The organism is Zophobihabitans entericus (genome assembly GCF_011745665.1).
Lineage (GTDB): Bacteria > Pseudomonadota > Gammaproteobacteria > Enterobacterales > Orbaceae > Zophobihabitans > Zophobihabitans entericus.
The window spans coordinates 1,078,942-1,099,114 of record NZ_CP050253.1 but is presented as its reverse complement, the minus strand read 5'-3'; the positions used below and the strand labels follow the sequence as shown (position 1 = coordinate 1,099,114).

Here is a 20,173-nt window from a genome sequence, read left to right as displayed (position 1 = left end):
TTATATCATTCTTTATCATTCAGACAATTTAACCATTGCTGGGTTAAAGTATTTAAAAAGTGAGTATATGCATCTTTTGATACAGGAATATCCATACCTAATGGATCGAGTATACCTGAACGCACATGTGTCCCACTAATCACTTTATCAATAATAGCTGGGTTAAATTGAGGTTCTCTAAACACACAAACAGCTTGTTCCTTCAGCAGTTGTTGTTTAATTTGATACACCTTTTGTACGCCAGGTTGAATCTCTGGATTTAGTGTGAAATGTCCCAGGTGTTTTAATCCAAACTGACGCTCAAAGTATCCATATGCATCATGAAAAACGAAATACCCGCTATTTTGTACGCTAATGAGTTTTTTTGCAATCACTTGTTCGGTTTCCGTTACTTGTGACAAGAAACTGCTTAAATTTGCGTCAAGCTGAACTTTCTTATCAGGAAACAGTATCAACAATCGCTCGTGAATTGCTACGGCTACTGCTTTTGCTATTTCTGGTGAAAGCCAGATATGAGTATCAAACTCACCGTGTTCATGATCATGTTCATGTTCATGTTCACTCTCTTCATTTTCGTGCTCGTGATCATGCTCATCTTCATCAGAATACAATAATGCTTCTACACCTTTGACACCGAATAATTGAAGTTGTTCCCTATCATCCACATTTTTTAGAATATTTGGTAAAAAAGTCTCCAGATCTTTGCCAATCCAAATAACCAAATCTGCTGATTTTATCTTTTGCACATCCAAAGGACGTAATGCATAAGAGTGTGGTGAAGCCCCGTCAGGTAAGAGTATATCGGTTTCTACTACATCATAAGCGATAGCCTCTGTGATAAATCCGACAGGTTTAATGGAAGAAATAATTTTAGCTTGTGCATTTATTGAAAAAGCACTAAATGTTAAATGAATAAATAGGATTTTACCCAATAAAAATAGATACTTAGAAAAATTATTCTTTTCCATAATAAAACCTTAAACACAATGACAAATAAAATTGTTATGTTATAATATAACAATTACTTTAAAGATGAAAATATCTTTTTACTATGAAAACACTTATTTCTTTACAGCAAGTCTCTGTTGAATTTAATCACAGAAAGATACTTTCTAATATTTCCTTATCCTTAATCCCCGGTAAAATTATCACTTTACTTGGTCCAAATGGTGCTGGTAAATCTACTCTGGTCAAAGTGATTTTAGGATTGCAGCCTGCCTCTCAGGGGAAAATCATCAGAGAACCAAATATTACTATTGGCTATGTCCCTCAACGTATTGCATTTAATCCCTCTTTACCTATGACGGTAAATCGATTTATGAAACTGGACAAATGGTGTAGTGATGAAGATATTCAGTCAACACTGGAACTGGTTAATGCTAAACATTTACTGCATCATTCAATGCAAAAACTATCTGGTGGGGAGATGCAAAGAGTACTGTTAGCTCAAGCTCTGCAAAAAAAGCCTCAGTTATTAGTTCTTGATGAACCCACTCAAGGAGTCGACGTCAATGGGCAAGTTATTTTATATGATTTAATTGAACAGACTCGCAATAAACTCAATTGTGCCGTTTTAATGGTTTCTCATGATTTACATTTAGTGATGGCTAAAACTGATGAGGTGATTTGCCTTAATCAGCATATCTGCTGTTCTGGTACTCCTGATCGCGTTTCAAACCATCCTGAATTTATTTCACTTTTTGGTTCTAAAGATCTACAACAGCTGGCTTTATACCATCATCATCATAATCATAGTCACGACTTTAAAGGCCGTATCACTTTAAATAATTTTGGTAAATCCCATGATTGAGTTATTACTCCCTAGCCTGCTAGCAGGACTCATTTTATCAACAATTACCGGACCACTTGGCACATTTGTTGTCTGGCGAAGAATGTCCTATTTTGGGGATACTCTCTCTCATGCAGCGCTTCTTGGTGTTGCCTTTGGGTTTCTGTTTAACATTGCTCCTTTTTATGCAGTTATTGCAGTGACATTAATTCTGGCGTTGGGCCTCACCTGGCTTGAATCACGTCAGCAATTACCAGTTGATACTTTACTGGGTATTCTTGCGCACAGTGCACTTTCACTGGGCTTAGTGGTCATTAGTTTAATGAACAATATTCGTGTTGATTTGATGGGATATCTATTTGGTGATTTACTCTCTGTAACAATGAATGATGTGTATCAGATTTTACTGGGTGTCGTACTGGTTTTAGCATTACTTATCTGGCAATGGCGTCATTTTCTCTTCATTACAGTTAGTGAAGAACTGGCCCATGTCAGTGGAATTAATATAAGAAGAACAAAGCTTATTCTGATTTTATTACTGGCACTCACTATCGGGATGGCGATGAAGTTTGTTGGGGCTTTAATCATTACTTCATTATTAATTATCCCTGCTGCAACAGCAAAGTATTATGCTAAAACACCAGAAAAAATGGCCTATTTTGCGGCTATTATTGGAATGATTTCTGTTTGTGGCGGGCTCGCACTATCTGTCTTTTATAATACCCCAACCGGACCATCTGTAGTTATTACCAGTGCCCTATTCTTCTTTATTACCTTGATAATTTGTTATAAAAAAGCCTGATATCATTCAGGCTTATTAATATTTAATGTAATACTGAATCAGATTACTAATCTTTTGTGAACAGCCTCGAACTATTTACAGTTACCTCCAAAATAACTCTATACCGTAAGTTAATCTTATGTGATGTTATTTTTGAGATAAAGTTATGTCCCTTGCCATCATCCATACCCGAGCATCTATCGGTGTTCAGGCACCTGAAGTGCACGTTGAAGTTCATATTAGTAATGGTTTGCCAGGATTCACTTTGGTAGGTTTACCAGAAGCCACAGTTAAAGAGGCGAAAGATCGGGTCAGAAGTGCACTTATAAATACTGGTTTCACCTTTCCCGCAAAACGAATAACAGTTAATCTCGCTCCAGCTGATTTGCCAAAAGAAGGAAGCCGATTTGACCTCCCTATTGCAATTGCCATACTTGCTGCAACAGAGCAAATTCCGGTTGATAAATTACATCAATATGAGTTCTTAGGTGAGCTTGCCTTATCCGGACAAATTCGTGGTATAAAAGGTGCAATACCTGCTGCTATCGCGGCCAGAAATTCAAAAAGAGCATTAATACTCTCATTAGAAAATTCGTCAGAGGTTTCACTAGTTCATGATGCGAATAATTTTATAGCTGAGACATTAACAGAAATTTGTGAATTTTTGACAGATCAAATAAAACTCCCAGTAGCTGAATATTTTGCTATTCCTACAGATAATGATGAGAAGGATAATCTACAGGATATTATCGGTCAGGAACAAGCTAAACGGGCTTTAGAAATTGCAGCTAGTGGTGGGCATAACTTATTGTTGATTGGCCCTCCCGGAACAGGTAAGACCATGCTGGCAACCAGACTCACTTCTTTATTACCACCATTAAATGATAATGAAGCTCTGGATAGTGCAGCCATAGCCAGCCTGGTTAACTTACCTCATACCAAGCAACAATGGCGTAAACGACCGTTTCGCTCACCTCATCACAGCGCATCAATGGCTGCACTAGTCGGAGGTGGTGCAATTCCAAAACCTGGCGAAGTATCTCTGGCGCATAATGGAGTGTTGTTTTTAGATGAATTACCTGAATTTGATCGTAAAGTACTGGATGCGCTACGAGAGCCATTAGAATCAGGAGAAATTATTATTTCCAGAGCTAATGCTAAGATTAAATTTCCGGCTAAAGTACAACTCATTGCAGCGATGAATCCAAGTCCAACCGGACATTATCAGGGAGTTCATAACAGAACCTCACCACAGCAGGTAATGAGATATTTAAATCGATTATCAGGACCATTTTTAGACAGATTTGATCTATCTATTGAAGTACCATTATTACCTAAAGGTGTGCTCAGTCAAGAAAGAGTGATTGGAGAAAGTACTGTTGATGTGAAAAAAAGGGTAATGCGCGCCCGACAAAAACAATTGAACAGAAACAATAAAATCAATGCCAATTTAACCAGTAAAGAGATCGAACTTTATTGTAAGTTGTCAAATAGCAATGCAACCTTTCTTGAAAATGCTTTAATCAAATTAGGGTTATCTGCCAGAGCATGGCATCGAATTTTGAAGGTATCCAGAACATTAGCCGATCTGTCTGATTGTGACATCATAGAACGAGAACATCTGGCTGAAGCCTTAAGTTATCGTTCTATGGACAGATTATTACAACAACTACACAAGAATATTGGTTAATAATTATGATTAATTAATAACTACAATTAATCATCAACATCAGAAAAATCTTCACCCGGATCAACCTGAGGTTTACCCCCAGATAATGTATGAAAACGTTTAGGTTTATTAATACATTTCAGATACTTTAACCATACTTTTTCATTATCTGTAGATGGTTCCTTTTTACCTTTACAGACTTGTACAAATGACTTCTCTTCATCTGTTACAGGCTTACGTTTTTCAGACTCCAGCTCATTGAAGGCGTAACCGAATTTTTCTAAAATCTGAGATTCTTTTATTGTAAAATCACCATGACGAGAAAAGCCTCTTGGGTAGTTTTTGTTATCAAAGAAACGATGGGTTGTTGAAAAACTTTCTGCCATATTTTTGCCTTTCGATTAAGTTAGGGTCTAACAAGAAAATATTACTTGGGCGGAATTATAATTAAGGAAAGTAATCTGTAAATAGGATTTTGACTATTATTGATAATTAAATTACTGATTGACTAAAAATGAAACAAATCGGATAAATGATGGCAGGGGCGGAGAGGCTCGAACTCCCAACACCCGGTTTTGGAGACCGGTGCTCTACCAATTGAACTACGCCCCTAGGAAAGATTGGCGGAACGGACGGGGCTCGAACCCGCGACCCCCTGCGTGACAGGCAGGTATTCTAACCAACTGAACTACCGCTCCACCGTATAAGGTATGTACTAATTACTAATGGTACTATAAATATTTAAAAGCCTGGCTGTTCCCTACTCTCACATGGGGACTCCCCACACTACCATCGGCACCACAACGTTTCACTTCTGAGTTCGGCATGGGATCAGGTGGGACCATTGCGTTATCGCAGCCAGACATATTCCGTCTGTCTCTTCAACATAAAACAAGCTGAGTCATGATACTCTCGATAGCCTGCGCTACCCCATATCAACATAACAAGTCAACCCTCAGCGTCTTCACTTATCGTCAAAAACACCTCAGAGTTGTAAGGTTAAGACTCTCGGTTCATTAGTATTGGTTAGCTCAACACATCGCTGTGCTTACACACCCAACCTATCTACGTCCTGGTCTCGAACGAACCTTACAGTGTCTCCACTGGGAGAACTCATCTCGGGGCTAGTTTCGCGCTTAGATGCTTTCAGCGCTTATCTATTCCGCACGTAGCTACCGGGCAATGCAATTGGCATCACAACCCGAACACCAGTGGTGCGTTCACTTCGGTCCTCTCGTACTAGAAGCAAACCCCCTCAATTCTCCTGCGCCCATGGCAGATAGGGACCGAACTGTCTCACGACGTTCTAAACCCAGCTCGCGTACCACTTTAAACGGCGAACAGCCGTACCCTTGGGACCTACTTCAGCCCCAGGATGTGATGAGCCGACATCGAGGTGCCAAACACCGCCGTCGATATGAACTCTTGGGCGGTATCAGCCTGTTATCCCCGGAGTACCTTTTATCCGTTGAGCGATGGCCCTTCCATTCAGAACCACCGGATCACTATGACCTACTTTCGTACCTGCTCGAACCGTCGCTCTCGCAGTCAAGCTAGCTTATGCCATTGCACTAACCTCCTGATGTCCGACCAGGATTAGCTAACCTTCGTGCTCCTCCGTTACTCTTTGGGAGGAGACCGCCCCAGTCAAACTACCCACCAGACAGTGTCCCTACACGCGATTCAGCATGCTAGGTTAGAACATCAAACATTAAAGGGTGGTATTTCAAGGTCGACTCCATGCAAACTGGCGTTCACACTTCTAAGTCTCCCACCTATCCTACACATTAAGGCTCAATGTTCACTGTCAAGCTATAGTAAAGGTTCACGGGGTCTTTCCGTCTTGCCACGGGTACACCGCATCTTCACGGCGATTTCAATTTCACTGAGTCTCGGGTGGAGACAGCCTGGCCATCATTACGCCATTCGTGCAGGTCGGAACTTACCCGACAAGGAATTTCGCTACCTTAGGACCGTTATAGTTACGGCCGCCGTTTACTGGGGCTTCGATCAAGAGCTTCGCTTACGCTAACCCCATCAATTAACCTTCCAGCACCGGGCAGGCGTCACACCGTATACGTCCACTTTCGTGTTTGCACAGTGCTGTGTTTTTATTAAACAGTTGCAGCCAGCTGGTATCTTCGACTGACTTCACCTCCATCCGCAAGGGACTTCAATTACCATCAGCGTGCCTTCTCCCGAAGTTACGGCACCATTTTGCCTAGTTCCTTCACCCGAGTTCTCTCAAGCGCCTGAGTATTCTCTACCTGACCACCTGTGTCGGTTTGGGGTACGATTAGTGTATACCTGAAGCTTAGAGGCTTTTCCTGGAAGCAGGGCATCAGTTACTTCAGCACCGTAGTGCCTCGTCATCACGCCTCAGTGTTACAGTGGCCGGATTTGCCTAACCACACACCTACACGCTTAACCCAACATCCGATAGTTGGTAAACCTAGCCTTCTCCGTCCCCCCATCGCAATATACACCAGTACGGGAATATTAACCCGTTTCCCATCGACTACGCCTTTCGGCCTCGCCTTAGGGGTCGACTCACCCTGCCCCGATTAACGTTGGACAGGAACCCTTGGTCTTCCGGCGTGCGGGCTTTTCACCCGCATTATCGTTACTTATGTCAGCATTCGCACTTCTGATACCTCCAGCAAACCTCTCGATTCACCTTCGCAGGCTTACAGAACGCTCCCCTACCCAATATACTTACGTATACTGCCGCAGCTTCGGTGCATAGTTTAGCCCCGTTACATCTTCCGCGCAGGCCGACTCGACTAGTGAGCTATTACGCTTTCTTTAAATGATGGCTGCTTCTAAGCCAACATCCTAGCTGTCTAAGCCTTCCCACTTCGTTTCCCACTTAACTATGACTTTGGGACCTTAGCTGGCGGTCTGGGTTGTTTCCCTCTTCACGACGAACGTTAGCACCCGCCGTGTGTCTCCCATGCTAAAACTCATCGGTATTCGGAGTTTGCATCGAGTTGGTAATCCGGGATGGACCCCTAGTCGAAACAGTGCTCTACCCCCAATGGTTATACATGAGGCGCTACCTAAATAGCTTTCGGGGAGAACCAGCTATCTCCCGGTTTGATTGGCCTTTCACCCCCAGCCACAAGTCATCCGCTAATTTTTCAACATTAGTCGGTTCGGTCCTCCAGTTAGTGTTAACCAACCTTCAACCTGCCCATGGCTAGATCACCGGGTTTCGGGTCTATACCCTGCAACTTAACGCCCAGTTAAGACTCGGTTTCCCTTCGGCTCCCCTATTCGGTTAACCTTGCTACAGAATATAAGTCGCTGACCCATTATACAAAAGGTACGCAGTCACCACTACCCAACGGTAGCAGCTCCCACTGCTTGTACGTACACGGTTTCAGGTTCTCTTTCACTCCCCTCGCCGGGGTTCTTTTCGCCTTTCCCTCACGGTACTGGTTCACTATCGGTCAATCAGGAGTATTTAGCCTTGGAGGATGGTCCCCCCATCTTCAGACAGGATATCACGTGTCCCGCCCTACTCTTCAAGCTTCCATATGCTACATTTTTGTGTACGGGACTATCACCCTCTGTCGTGCGACTTTCCAGACGCTTCCACTAACATAACATACTACCCGCTTTGGGCTCCTCCCCGTTCGCTCGCCGCTACTGGGGGAATCTCGGTTGATTTCTTTTCCTCGGGGTACTTAGATGTTTCAGTTCTCCCGGTTTGCCTCCTTAACCTATGTATTCAGTTAAGGATAGTGTATAAAATACACTGGGTTTCCCCATTCGGACATCAACGGCTATAGCGCCTTTTATCGGCTCACCGTCGCTTTTCGCAGATTAACACGTCCTTCTTCGCCTCTGATTGCCTAGGCATCCACCGTGTACGCTTAATTTCTTAACCTTACAACTCTTAGATGTCTCTAACAGCTATAAGTCTTCTCTCTTACTCTGTCATACCGCACGTATCAATAAAAATACCAATACACACCGCACAACCAGCTCGAGAACTCGTTATTTTTTCAGCTTGTTCCATATTGTTAAAGAGCAATTATCTCATAACACACTCATACATCTTTATTCATGCATAATGTGCTTTGAGATAAGTTTGAAAGAGAGATAAAAACGGAAATGGATGGTGGAGCTAAGCGGGATCGAACCGCTGGCCTCCTGCGTGCAAGGCAGGCGCTCTCCCAGCTGAGCTATAGCCCCTTTTCACGTCAGTTTGTCACTTTACTGTTATTGCGTTCGCTTTTATGTTGTCGCGTTGCATCTCCAATTCACTTAACCACCAGGGATAAATGGAATTGGTGGGTCTGAGTGGACTTGAACCACCGACCTCACCCTTATCAGGGGTGCGCTCTAACCACCTGAGCTACAGACCCAATAAAGTGATTTCTCTTTCTTCTGTTAAACAAACAATCTGTGTGAACACTTACAGAAACTCGTAGTAAGGAGGTGATCCAACCGCAGGTTCCCCTACGGTTACCTTGTTACGACTTCACCCCAGTCATGAATCACAAAGTGGTAAGCGCCCTCCTTACGGTTAAGCTACCTACTTCTTTTGCAACCCACTCCCATGGTGTGACGGGCGGTGTGTACAAGGCCCGGGAACGTATTCACCGTAGCATTCTGATCTACGATTACTAGCGATTCCGACTTCATGGAGTCGAGTTGCAGACTCCAATCCGGACTTAGACGCACTTTATGAGGTCCGCTTACTCTCGCAAGTTCGCTTCTCTTTGTATGCGCCATTGTAGCACGTGTGTAGCCCTGGTCGTAAGGGCCATGATGACTTGACGTCATCCCCACCTTCCTCCGCTTTATCAACGGCAGTCTCCTTTGAGTTCCCACCATTACGTGCTGGCAACAAAGGATAGGGGTTGCGCTCGTTGCGGGACTTAACCCAACATTTCACAACACGAGCTGACGACAGCCATGCAGCACCTGTCTCATAGCTCCCGAAGGCACCAAAGCATCTCTGCTAAGTTCTATGGATGTCAAGACCAGGTAAGGTTCTTCGCGTTGCATCGAATTAAACCACATGCTCCACCGCTTGTGCGGGCCCCCGTCAATTCATTTGAGTTTTAACCTTGCGGCCGTACTCCCCAGGCGGTCAATTTATCGCGTTAGCTTCGGAGCCCATCACTCTAGGCAACAAACTCCAAATTGACATCGTTTACAGCGTGGACTACCAGGGTATCTAATCCTGTTTGCTCCCCACGCTTTCGCATCTCAGCGTCAGTATCTGACCAGAAGGCCGCCTTCGCCACCGGTATTCCTCCACATCTCTACGCATTTCACCGCTACACATGGAATTCTACCTTCCTCTTCAGTACTCTAGACCACCAGTTTTAAGTGCAATTCCCAGGTTGAGCCCGGGGCTTTCACACCTAACTTAATGACCCACCTACATGCCCTTTACGCCCAGTCATTCCGATTAACGCTCGCACCCTCCGTATTACCGCGGCTGCTGGCACGGAGTTAGCCGGTGCTTCTTCTGTGAGTAACGTCAATGTGTACACCTATTAGATATACACCCTTCCTCCTCACCGAAAGTACTTTACAACCCGAAGGCCTTCTTCATACACGCGGCATGGCTGCATCAGGGTTTCCCCCATTGTGCAATATTCCCCACTGCTGCCTCCCGTAGGAGTCTGGACCGTGTCTCAGTTCCAGTGTGGCTGGTCATCCTCTCAGACCAGCTAGAGATCGTCGCCTAGGTGAGCCATTACCTCACCTACTAGCTAATCCCATATGGGTTCATCAGATGGCACATGGCCCGAAGGTCCCATGCTTTGGTCTTGCGACATTATACGGTATTAGCAGTCGTTTCCAACTGTTGTCCCCTTCCATCCGGCAGATCCCCATACATTACTCACCCGTCCGCCACTCGTCAGCAAGAGCAAGCTCCTCTGTTACCGTTCGACTTGCATGTGTTAAGCCTGCCGCCAGCGTTCAATCTGAGCCATGATCAAACTCTTCAATTTAAAGTTTGATGCTCAATGAATGTTGACATAAATTTCATTTCAAATGAATCTTTTGTGTCACTCATCAAGACTTAATTTTTAAGTCCGTAGACTATATTTTTTCGTCCTGTAAGTGCCCACACAGATTGTCTGTTCAAGTTTTTAAAGAGCTGACAGCGCATTCAAAGTCTTCTCAACTTTCGCTGTCCAAGGGCTGCGTATATTACGCAACTCTGTGGGGTTAGTCAAGGGGATTTTACCCTTCTTTTTCACCTTCTTGTCACTCACCTTATGTGGTGACAGTGGACGGGCATTATAAGAATTTAATTTTTATTAGCAAGAATAATTTAGCTAAAAATGTTTTAACTGGAGAAGGTTTAATCAGAGAATATATTAATTACTTTAAAATTCAGTAAGTTATATTCTTTGAAGATTAATTTTAATTTTTCAAGACGTGCGTTATCTTGTGAAGATATCGCAATATTATCTGCCACCTGTGACTCTGCAGTCAGATTATCCAGTTGTTCTTTTAATAAAAAAGCAACCCGACTACCAATTGCCACACCAGAATCAATTAATAAAGAGTCAGGAAAAACCTGCTGTAGCTCATCTTTAATAAATGGATAATGAGTACAACCCAAAATAATTGTATCGGGAATAACGGGTAATGTTAACCATGGCTGCATAAGCTCTCTCAACTGCTCAATATCAACAGTCTGGCCTTGTAACTTATCTTCTGCTATCCAGGCAAGCTCGGACAACCCTAATAACTCTATCTGACAATCGACAGCAAATTGTTTAATTAAATCAGCAGTATAAGCACGATTAATTGTTGCCTTGGTAGCCAAAAGTCCAATATATTTATTTTTTGTCAGTTGAGTAGCTGGTTTTATTGCCGGTACCACACCAACAATTGGGAATTTAAATTTTTCTCTTAGTGCAGGCAGACATATAGTACTTGCCGTATTACAGGCGATAACAGCTATATCTAATTGATATTGCTGGTCAATTTTTTCAACAAAACGACAAACTCTCTCAATGATAACCTCCTCAGGTTTATCCCCATAAGGAAAGCCTTCATTATCAAAAGCATAAATATAGTGAAGATCCGGCATTAACTGCCGGATCTCATTATAAACACTCAGTCCACCAATTCCTGAATCAAAAACAAGAACTGTTGGTATCGCTTTTTTAGAATTCATAAGAAAGAGTCATTGTGTATTCACGACCTGCATTAGGATATGTCAGAGCCGTTTCGTAATCCTTATCAAATAGATTAGAGATTTTTCCCCTAATAATCAATCCAGAATCAAATTTATATGACGTAGCAATATCAACCAGGCTATATCCACCTAAAACATCATTGCTATAATTACTATCCAAACGATTACCTTTATAGGTATAAATTAATGATAGCTGTAAAGCATCTAAATTTGCATCTAAAGCATATTGCAGGCTTTTGTGTGGCCTTCTCGCTAAAATTCGTCCGTCATATTGACCACCATCATATCTGGCATCCAAATATTCGGCTGTAATATTGTGACTCAAGAAACCTGTATCGAAATTAACATTTAACTCAACACCTTTTATGGTTGCTTTATCCAGATTGATGTAGCGTCCCCATGTAACTGGGTCGATATCAATCATACGATCGATTTTATTCAGGTAACCAGATAATCTCCAGTTAAACAGGTCATAATTTCCGGAGAAAGCCAATTCAAATTGACTGCTTTTCTCTGGATCCAGATCAAGGTTTTCACTTGTCCATGCCATATTATATAACTGGTAAAATGACGGAGCTCTAAAAGCTGTACCATAAGATAAGGTAGCAGAATGATTCTCTACAAATTGCCAGTCAACTGCTGCTTGCCATGTGGCATGCCAGCCATATTGTTGGTTATAATCCCCTCTTACAGCACCTTCTAGAATAAAATCACTAATTTGCTTTTGACCAGTCAAATAAAGTCCGGTATTTGTTCGTGAGTGATACTCTTGTTGTGTCGTATTTTGTTCGGAAACTTCCTGATAAAAATCAACTCCACCACTAATTGCACCTTGTTCTAAACGATAGACATTACCTAACTGAATACCTTTTTGAGTAATATCAACTGGTGTAACCGAGCTTTTGCCAAGATCTTTATCATAATTGTAATCTTTGTATCGCTGATAACTGACAATTAGTTGAGTTGTGTTTTCACCCTTTTGTAAGCGAATTCCTGTATCAAAATTATGTGTATACAATTGTCGTTCATTCTCTGGGCTATATGCACTACCATCATATTCAGTACTATTTGCATATCCATAACCTCTAAAAAAACCTGAAGCTTCGTCAGAAAACTGGCTATTTATACCAACCCAAAATGACTTACTACGAAAACCATCTTTATCAGGTTCGCCAACAATTGGATGTACATCATAACCCGAAATAGATTCATAACCACCCGCAACAGCTATTTTTGTACTATTAGAAATAGCATGGCGCACTGCCAGGTTATAGTTCTGATAAGCATGAGATCCATAGCTTACATTAATCTCACCTTTTTCTTCATCTGATTCTGTAATGATATTAATAACACCGCCAATAGCATCAGAACCATAAGTCGCTGCAAATGGCCCACGGATATATTCTATCTTCTGAATTAATGCGACTGGAATCTGGCTAAAATCAATAGAGCCGGTTACGCCAGCAGATGCCATACGGATCCCATCAATTAAAACAAGAACATGTCGGCTATCTGTTCCTCTGATAAAAACAGACGTTAACTGGCCTCTTCCACCATTACTACCTATACTAACTCCCGGTAAACGCTTTAGAATTTCAGGAACAGACTGCACCTGCCACTGATCAATTTGAGCACGAGTTACGACACTAATTGGTGCCAGTACTGTAGAGATGGGTTGTTCATATCGGTTAGCTGTAATTACTAAGGTTTCATCGGCTGTTACTTCTGCTTGCACAGCAAAGCCACTGGCAGATAACACTGCTAGCGTCACTATCTTTCTAATTTTCATTATAATTAGCATCCTAATAACTAAAATGGATGCCGCAACTAAGGATATTTGAATTGCGCGACAAATATCAATATGCGACGTGATGTTGGCAGGTCTTCGGACTCAGAGCTATATTAAACAGCGACTTCCCACAAAAGCAGTGTCATAATGCTGCGTTTAAACTCTTTACCGCTGCGCGTCAGTTCTGGATTTACACCAGATTCCCTTTTAATAATCAAAAAGATTTACCAAACGGCTGCATATTAACGTTAATCAAACAAGAAGTCTAGACGTCTAAAATAGAATATCGTTATCTACTCAAACAAGAGAAAAAGAAAATCGACTAACAATCTAATTAATAAAAGAAAATATTTATTCTCCATGAAGTACTGGAATTATGACTAAGAGTCCTTTAAAATAGCCGTCTAGAAGTTAATACTGCTACATAAAACATATATTTATCAAAGGTAACACAATGACATCATATCTTTTCACTTCTGAATCTGTCTCTGAGGGACATCCAGATAAAATCGCTGACCAAATCTCTGATGCGGTACTGGATGCTATTCTGACACAAGATCCTAAAGCGCGTGTTGCTTGTGAAACTTATGTTAAAACAGGCATGGCGTTAGTGGGTGGTGAGATTACCACTTCGGCATGGGTTGATGTAGAAGAAATTACTCGTAAAACAATTTGCGATATTGGCTATACTCATTCAGATATGGGATTTGATGCCCGTTCTTGTGCTGTATTAAATGCCATTGGTAAACAATCACCGGATATTAATCAGGGTGTTGATCGTAAAAATCCTTTAGAACAAGGTGCAGGCGATCAGGGAATCATGTTTGGCTATGCAACCAATGAAACTCCGATTCTAATGCCGGCGGCAATTACCTACGCACACCGATTAATGGAACGTCAGGCTGAAGTCCGTAAAAATGGCACTTTACCTTGGTTACGCCCGGATGCAAAGAGTCAAGTTACATTCCAATACGAAAATGGCCAAATTAAAGGTATTGACGCAGTTGTTCTTTCCACCCAACATGCTGAATATATTGAACAAAATGCTCTCCACGAAGGTGTGATGGAAGAAATCATTAAACCGATTCTGCCAAAAGAATGGCTGAGTTCAAAAACTAAATACTTTATCAACCCAACTGGACGCTTTGTCATTGGTGGTCCTATGGGTGACTGTGGCTTAACCGGTCGTAAAATCATTGTTGATACCTATGGTGGTGCTGCGCGTCATGGTGGTGGTGCTTTCTCAGGTAAAGATCCATCTAAAGTCGATCGCTCAGCAGCCTACGCAGCACGTTATGTAGCCAAAAATATTGTTGCCGCAGGACTTGCTGATCGCTGTGAATTACAACTTTCTTATGCTATTGGTGTGGCAGAACCAACATCGATTATGGTAGAAACGTTTGGTACAGAAAAAGTAGCACTGGAAAAAATACAGGCAATTATCAGAGAACACTTTGATTTACGTCCTTACGGATTAATTAAAATGTTAGATTTAATCCGCCCTATCTATTTAAAAACGGCTACTTATGGTCACTTTGGACGAGATATTTTCCCATGGGAAAAAACTGATAAAGCAGAAATGCTCAGGGAATCAGCAGGTCTGAAATAAATACTAAAAGAGGTGTAATTTACACCTCTTTTTACAATACGTTATATCATTTATGTCTATATCCAGAATTCACGTTCCTATTCGTTTACAACAGCAGACACTTCTTTCATTAAGAACTCATCTGGCTGTTGCCAATGAAAAATTAAATACAGACTATCCGGAGCCAAAAGTTGTCTACCGGAAAAAGGGAACTATTGCCGGTAGTGCACATTTAACGGACTGGCTGATACAGATTAATTCTATTTTATTGATTGAAAATGAACAGACTTTCATTGACGAAGTGATCCCACATGAATTAGCTCATTTACTGACCTTCAAGCATTTTGGTAAGGTTCCCCCTCATGGAAAAGAGTGGAAATGGATGATGAATGACATCCTGCAAATCAACCCACAACGGACGCATAATTTTTCAGTTCGAAGTGTACAAAAAAACACCTATGAATATCGTTGTCCATGTCAAATTCACCTACTTAGCACCAAAAGGCACAACAAAATTTTACAAACACATATAAAATATGTTTGCAAAAATTGCGGTAATTTATTACAACCAATAATAACTAATTCAGAGACGCCTTTATGATGCCTAGAATTGATTTTCATTTCTATAAAGAAGCTAGCTATACACTCATTATCGCCGCTATCTTATTTTTTTCAGGAAACTATTTAATTCCATTTTATTCTGAATCCGCAGTTAAAGTCGTTGAGCATACTCAGTCTCTTATGCTTCTCTTCATGACAATTTATACCTATTTCTATTTAAAAAGATATCCTTACAAATCAGATAAATATCAGTTTTGGCTTTGGACAATGTTTTGGTGGTTCTTACTTTTTGGCAGAGGCATTAGCTGGGGCAGAGATTTCTTTCCTGAAGTACCAAAAATTTATTTTAGAATAATTTCTATTGTGTTCTTTACGCCTGTTGTACTGGGATTTCTTTTTCCGGCAATTAGAAGAGAAATTGTTCGTCGCTATAAATATGAGAAAATACCATTTTGGTATATTTTATTTGCATTCATATTCTTAGGCTTGTCAGATCAGATTGAACATCATCGCATAGGCTACGATTTACTACTATCAGACCCTGCTCGTCAGGACCTAATTGAAGAACTTTTAGAAATTCCTTGTCTACTTTCTATCGCCTTTGTAGTATTTTATTTACAACGAAATGAAAAAGAAGAAAAGGCAAAAGATTAAATGTTAAGTTACCGCCATAGTTTTCACGCTGGAAATCATGCTGATGTTTTAAAACACATCGTTTTATCACTCTGTGTCGACGCCTATAAAGAGAAGGATAAACCATTCCTGTATCTTGATACACATTCAGGTGCAGGGCGTTATTTACTACAAAGTGAACATGCAGAAAAAACCGGTGAGTATCACTCTGGTATTGAGCGAATCTGGCTACAGGAATCTCTTCCTGCAGAGCTCTCATCTTACTTCTCAGTCTTAAAACACTATAACTATAGTGGCAACCTTAAATATTATCCCGGCTCTCCTTTAATTGCTAAACAACTACTACGCGAACACGATAAAATTCATTTAACCGAGTTACATACTGCTGATTATTCGCTACTGCGTCATGAGTTCTTAAAAGATAAACGTGCTAAAGTGCTCCGGGAAGATGGCTATCATCAACTCAAATCTCAGCTTCCCCCACTCTCACGCCGCGGGATTATCCTATTAGACCCTTCTTATGAATTAAAAGATGATTACCAAATTGTTGTAAAAGCCATTCATGAAGGCTATAAGCGTTTTGCAACCGGAACTTACCTGCTTTGGTACCCGGTGGTTTCAAGAGCTCAAACTCAAAGAATGATCAAAGCGTTAATTGAAACAGGAATCAAACGAATTTTACAAATTGAGCTGGCAGTAAAACCAGATAATACTCAAAAAGGCATGACTGCTTCAGGTATGATTGTGATTAATCCGCCATGGAAACTGGAGTCACAAATGAAAGAAATTATGCCATGGCTACATAATAAACTCGTGCCGGAAGGAATTGGTGGATACACCATAGAGCAATTGGTCGGCGAATAACTAATTAATAGTTAGTTTTTAATAGATATTACTTATTACAGAATTTTCTATTTACCTCTTTTATTATCAGGCTGTTTATGACAAGCTACAGCCTTTCAATTTTCAGCTCTTCTGAGGAAATAAAATGACTAAACATTATGATTACATCTCAATTGGTGGTGGCAGTGGTGGTATTGCTTCTATTAACCGTGCAGCTTCTTATGGTAAAAAATGTGCTATCGTTGAAGCAAAACTGTTAGGTGGAACATGTGTCAACGTCGGCTGCGTACCGAAAAAAATTATGTGGTACGCTGCACAAGTCTCAGAAGCGATTAAAAATTACGGCCCGGACTATGGTTTTGATACCACAATCAATAACTTTAACTGGCAAAAATTGCTTGAAAGCCGTAGTGCTTATATCGATCGCGTACATCAATCTTATGATCGTGTTCTGACTAATAATAACGTTGATGTTATTCAGGGTTACGCTAAATTTGTTAACAAAAATACCATTGAAGTTAATGGCGAACACTACACAGCAGATCATATTTTAATTGCTGTTGGGGGTAAACCGGTGATTCCTGATGTGCCGGGTGCTGAATACGGTATTACTTCTGATGGATTCTTTGAATTACAAGCATTACCAAAACGCGTAGCGGTTGTTGGTGCTGGTTATATCGCTTGTGAAATTGCTGGCGTCCTGCATTCACTGGGTGCTGAAACTCATCAGTTTGTGCGTAAAGAAACGCCAATCCGTACTTTTGATCCGCTGCTTATTGATACTTTAGTTGAAATCATCAAAGCTGAAGGACAACATCTGCATAATCACTCAACACCAAAATCAGTTGAGAAAAACAGTGATGGTTCTTTAACTCTGCATCTTGAAAATGGTGAACATTACACTGTTGATTGTCTAATTTGGGCAATTGGTCGTGAGCCAGCTACAGCAGGATTAAATCTGGCATCTGCGGGGATCATTCCTAATAAATATGGATTCATCGCAGTAGATAAATACCAAAATACTGACGTTCCGGGTATCTACTCCGTAGGTGATGATACAGAAGCAGCTGCTCTGACTCCGGTTGCTGTTGCCGCTGGTCGTCGTTTAGCTGAGCGTTTATTTAACAATAAACCAGATGAACATTTAGACTATAGTAATATCCCAACTGTGGTATTTACCCATCCACCAATTGGTACTGTTGGATTAACTGAACCAGAAGCAATTAAAGCTTATGGAAAAGAAAACTTAAAAGTTTACCAATCAACATTTACCGCTATGTATACTGCAGTGACAAAACATCGTCAGCCATGTCGTATGAAACTAGTTTGTGTTGGACCGGAACAAAAAATTGTCGGGATTCACGGGATTGGTTACGGTATGGATGAAATTCTGCAAGGTTTTGCCGTGGCACTTAAAATGGGCGCGACTAAACAAGACTTTGATAATACGATCGCAATTCACCCAACTGCGGCAGAAGAGTTCGTTACTATGAGAAACCCAATCTATTAATCAGTCTTAAGTTGGGTATATTGCAAAATATACTCAACTTTATTATTTTTCTTTATTAATCAAATAGTTATAAAACTCTTTAATTTACTTAAGCAATCAATCTAATTTCAACATCTCAATATGTAATCGCTTAAACTGTGCTTCCTGTTCCGGAGTTATTTTATTATCAGTGACAATTTTTTTGATAAACCCTGCTGCCTGCAAACTATAAGGATAAATCTTACCAAATTTTGATGACTCAGAAATGATGATATTTTCTGCATTCTTTTCAAGCACGGTATCAATCACTTCAGCTCTCATCATATCCCGACCAGTAAATCCATATTCAGCATGAAAACCATCAATACCGATAAACGCTTTATTAAAATGAATCTGCTTAATCAATTGTTTAGTCAATGGACCAACCACATTCTCACTTTTTGATTGCAGTAGTCCACCCAGTAAAATCACCTCCACTGGTGAGTTTTTAAGTAACGAAGCAATATAAAGATTCGCGGTAATAATCGTCAGATCAGATTGTCTGGCAAGTACTCTGGCCAGCAGTGCATTTGAACTACCACCTTCAATAAAAATGGTATCACCTGGTTCAATTAAGGTTGCGGCTAACTGAGCCAAAGCTTGCTTTTGAGTAAAATTAACTCGCAAACGATCATCAACATTATCAATATCAAGTAACACTGCAAAGCCGTGTTCCCGCTTCAGGTAGTTCTCCTGCTCCAGTAAGGTCAGATCATGGCGAATAGTGACCACAGAAACAGCTGTTTTTTCTGCCAGCTCTGCAACACTGACTTTCCCCTGACGATTTAATAGTTGTAAGATATTTTGTTGCCGTTGGTTTAGTTTCATCATAATTAAGCAATTTATATACATTTTTATGGACACTATTTACATTATAACTAAATTTTCCCGGAGAAAAATTCTTATCCTGTTATCTCCTAAAAATTGTGATATATATCACAATATAAGACCTATTTCTTCTATATTGATTACGTTTCATTTTTATATTCAGCCAAATTAGCTTTCATAAGAAAGAAAATTCTTTCTCTATTCTCAAAATTAAAAACAACGATATCTGGTCCATATTCTTTCATATATATTCATTTTATAATTCACAAATAAAACTTTTAATAATTTATTTAAAAGATATTTCTTTCATTATGAAAGATTTTTCTTTAAATGTGATCCACTTAAAAGAAATAAAAATTTCATAATGATAATATTTTTCACGCTAATTAATGCAAACAATTTTACTCAATAATAGGAGGCATAATGATTGATGCTATCTCTTTTGGCGCTGAATGGTTCATAGGTTTATTCCAGGAAGGCGGTAAAGTATTTGTTGGAATGGTGATGGGTATTTTACCTTTACTTATTTCTTTACTCGTTGTAATGAATGCCGTGATTAAACTGGTAGGACAAGATCGAATTGAACGTTTAGCTCAAGCCTGTGCAGGAAATGTTATCGCACGCTATTTAGTTTTACCTCTCGTTGGTACTTTTGTCTTTTGTAATCCAATGACCCTAAGTTTAGGTCGTTTCATGCCTGAGTTTTATAAACCAAGTTACTACGCTGCGTCATCTTATGCGTGTCACTCAATGAATGGTTTATTCCCTCACGTAAATCCAGGTGAATTATTTGTGTATTTAGGTATTGCCAGTGGCTTGACACAACTTGGTCTACCACTTGGTCCTCTTGCTGTAAGTTACTTCTTAGTCGGTATCGTTACTAACTTCTTCCGCGGTTGGGTGACTGATCTTACAACCACCATTTTTGAGAAAAAAATGGGTATTACTTTAGATAGAAAAGTTCATCTTTAATTAGGAGAGATA

General features: G+C 40.5%; 14 protein-coding genes, 4 tRNA genes, 3 rRNA genes and 1 riboswitch. Of the genes, 9 read left to right on the top strand and 12 right to left on the bottom strand.

Features of this window, described 5'->3' with window-relative positions; genetic code table 11:
• Positions 1–5 precede the first annotated feature (5 nt).
• Entirely contained in the window at positions 6–971 is a 966-nt protein-coding gene (gene znuA, locus IPMB12_RS04985; RefSeq protein WP_407704072.1) for a zinc ABC transporter substrate-binding protein ZnuA, read from the bottom strand.
• Between the two features lie 80 nt (positions 972–1,051).
• Here znuA and znuC point away from each other — a divergent pair, with 80 nt between their 5' ends.
• The 3 genes from znuC to IPMB12_RS04970 all read left to right on the top strand — a co-directional run bounded on the left by znuC (position 1,052) and on the right by IPMB12_RS04970 (position 4,260).
• Complete coding sequence (gene znuC / locus IPMB12_RS04980; protein ID WP_166915520.1) at positions 1,052–1,810, top strand: zinc ABC transporter ATP-binding protein ZnuC; 759 nt, start codon at positions 1,052–1,054, stop codon at positions 1,808–1,810.
• A complete protein-coding gene (gene znuB / locus IPMB12_RS04975; RefSeq protein WP_166915518.1) occupies positions 1,803–2,591 on the top strand; it encodes a zinc ABC transporter permease subunit ZnuB in 789 nt (262 codons plus the stop codon). Before znuC ends, znuB begins: the two co-directional genes overlap by 8 nt.
• A gap of 145 nt (positions 2,592–2,736) precedes the next feature.
• Positions 2,737–4,260 carry a YifB family Mg chelatase-like AAA ATPase gene (locus IPMB12_RS04970; protein WP_166915515.1) on the top strand — a complete coding sequence of 508 codons (1,524 nt, stop codon included), beginning with the start codon at positions 2,737–2,739 and terminating at the stop codon, positions 4,258–4,260.
• A gap of 26 nt (positions 4,261–4,286) precedes the next feature.
• On the opposite strand, the gene IPMB12_RS04965 is transcribed toward IPMB12_RS04970, so the two are convergent.
• The 10 genes from IPMB12_RS04965 to btuB all read right to left on the bottom strand — a co-directional run bounded on the left by IPMB12_RS04965 (position 4,287) and on the right by btuB (position 13,208).
• Positions 4,287–4,625, bottom strand: a complete 339-nt coding sequence (locus IPMB12_RS04965; protein ID WP_166915513.1) for a DUF413 domain-containing protein — start codon at positions 4,623–4,625, stop codon at positions 4,287–4,289.
• 150 nt (positions 4,626–4,775) lie between these two features.
• Positions 4,776–4,851: transfer RNA gene (locus IPMB12_RS04960), tRNA-Trp, on the bottom strand.
• Positions 4,852–4,860: 9 nt separating this feature from the next.
• Positions 4,861–4,937: transfer RNA gene (locus IPMB12_RS04955), tRNA-Asp, on the bottom strand.
• Positions 4,938–4,986: 49 nt separating this feature from the next.
• Positions 4,987–5,102, bottom strand: a 5S ribosomal RNA gene (rrf, locus tag IPMB12_RS04950).
• Between the two features lie 132 nt (positions 5,103–5,234).
• Positions 5,235–8,131, bottom strand: a 23S ribosomal RNA gene (locus IPMB12_RS04945).
• A gap of 232 nt (positions 8,132–8,363) precedes the next feature.
• Positions 8,364–8,439: transfer RNA gene (locus tag IPMB12_RS04940), tRNA-Ala, on the bottom strand.
• A 96-nt stretch (positions 8,440–8,535) separates the two neighbouring features.
• A tRNA-Ile gene (locus IPMB12_RS04935) sits at positions 8,536–8,612 on the bottom strand.
• Between the two features lie 66 nt (positions 8,613–8,678).
• A 16S ribosomal RNA gene (locus IPMB12_RS04930) occupies positions 8,679–10,217 on the bottom strand.
• The 16S, 23S and 5S rRNA genes sit together here with 4 tRNA genes alongside, the layout of an rRNA operon.
• Before the next feature lie 356 nt (positions 10,218–10,573).
• Positions 10,574–11,398, bottom strand: a complete 825-nt coding sequence (murI, locus tag IPMB12_RS04925; protein WP_166915511.1) for a glutamate racemase — start codon at positions 11,396–11,398, stop codon at positions 10,574–10,576.
• Positions 11,388–13,208: a TonB-dependent vitamin B12 receptor gene (gene btuB, locus IPMB12_RS04920; RefSeq protein ID WP_208293558.1), complete on the bottom strand. Its 1,821-nt coding sequence runs from the start codon at positions 13,206–13,208 to the stop codon at positions 11,388–11,390. The genes murI and btuB overlap by 11 nt, the downstream gene beginning before the upstream one ends.
• A gap of 70 nt (positions 13,209–13,278) precedes the next feature.
• Positions 13,279–13,455, bottom strand: a riboswitch (cobalamin riboswitch).
• A gap of 207 nt (positions 13,456–13,662) precedes the next feature.
• Here btuB and metK point away from each other — a divergent pair.
• From metK to gorA, 5 genes are all read left to right on the top strand, one after another.
• Positions 13,663–14,817, top strand: coding sequence for a methionine adenosyltransferase (gene metK, locus IPMB12_RS04915; protein ID WP_166915507.1), 1,155 nt, complete (start codon positions 13,663–13,665; stop codon positions 14,815–14,817).
• Between the two features lie 58 nt (positions 14,818–14,875).
• Complete coding sequence (locus IPMB12_RS04910) at positions 14,876–15,397, top strand: SprT family zinc-dependent metalloprotease (protein WP_166917697.1); 522 nt, start codon at positions 14,876–14,878, stop codon at positions 15,395–15,397.
• Positions 15,394–16,011 (top strand): hypothetical protein, encoded by a 618-nt coding sequence (locus IPMB12_RS04905; RefSeq protein WP_166915505.1) that lies wholly within the window; start codon positions 15,394–15,396, stop codon positions 16,009–16,011. The genes IPMB12_RS04910 and IPMB12_RS04905 overlap by 4 nt, the downstream gene beginning before the upstream one ends.
• Positions 16,012–16,854 carry a 23S rRNA (adenine(2030)-N(6))-methyltransferase RlmJ gene (locus IPMB12_RS04900; protein ID WP_166915503.1) on the top strand — a complete coding sequence of 281 codons (843 nt, stop codon included), beginning with the start codon at positions 16,012–16,014 and terminating at the stop codon, positions 16,852–16,854.
• A 124-nt stretch (positions 16,855–16,978) separates the two neighbouring features.
• Complete coding sequence (gorA, locus tag IPMB12_RS04895) at positions 16,979–18,343, top strand: glutathione-disulfide reductase (protein WP_166915501.1); 1,365 nt, start codon at positions 16,979–16,981, stop codon at positions 18,341–18,343.
• A 96-nt stretch (positions 18,344–18,439) separates the two neighbouring features.
• Here the strand turns inward: gorA and IPMB12_RS04890 are convergent, their stop codons facing one another.
• Positions 18,440–19,192, bottom strand: coding sequence for a DeoR/GlpR family DNA-binding transcription regulator (locus IPMB12_RS04890; protein ID WP_228720402.1), 753 nt, complete (start codon positions 19,190–19,192; stop codon positions 18,440–18,442).
• A gap of 420 nt (positions 19,193–19,612) precedes the next feature.
• Here IPMB12_RS04890 and srlA point away from each other — a divergent pair, with 420 nt between their 5' ends.
• The gene (gene srlA, locus IPMB12_RS04885; protein WP_166915499.1) at positions 19,613–20,161 is read left to right on the top strand and encodes a PTS glucitol/sorbitol transporter subunit IIC; all 549 of its coding nucleotides are present in this window, start codon (positions 19,613–19,615) and stop codon (positions 20,159–20,161) included.
• Positions 20,162–20,173: the final 12 nt, after the last annotated feature.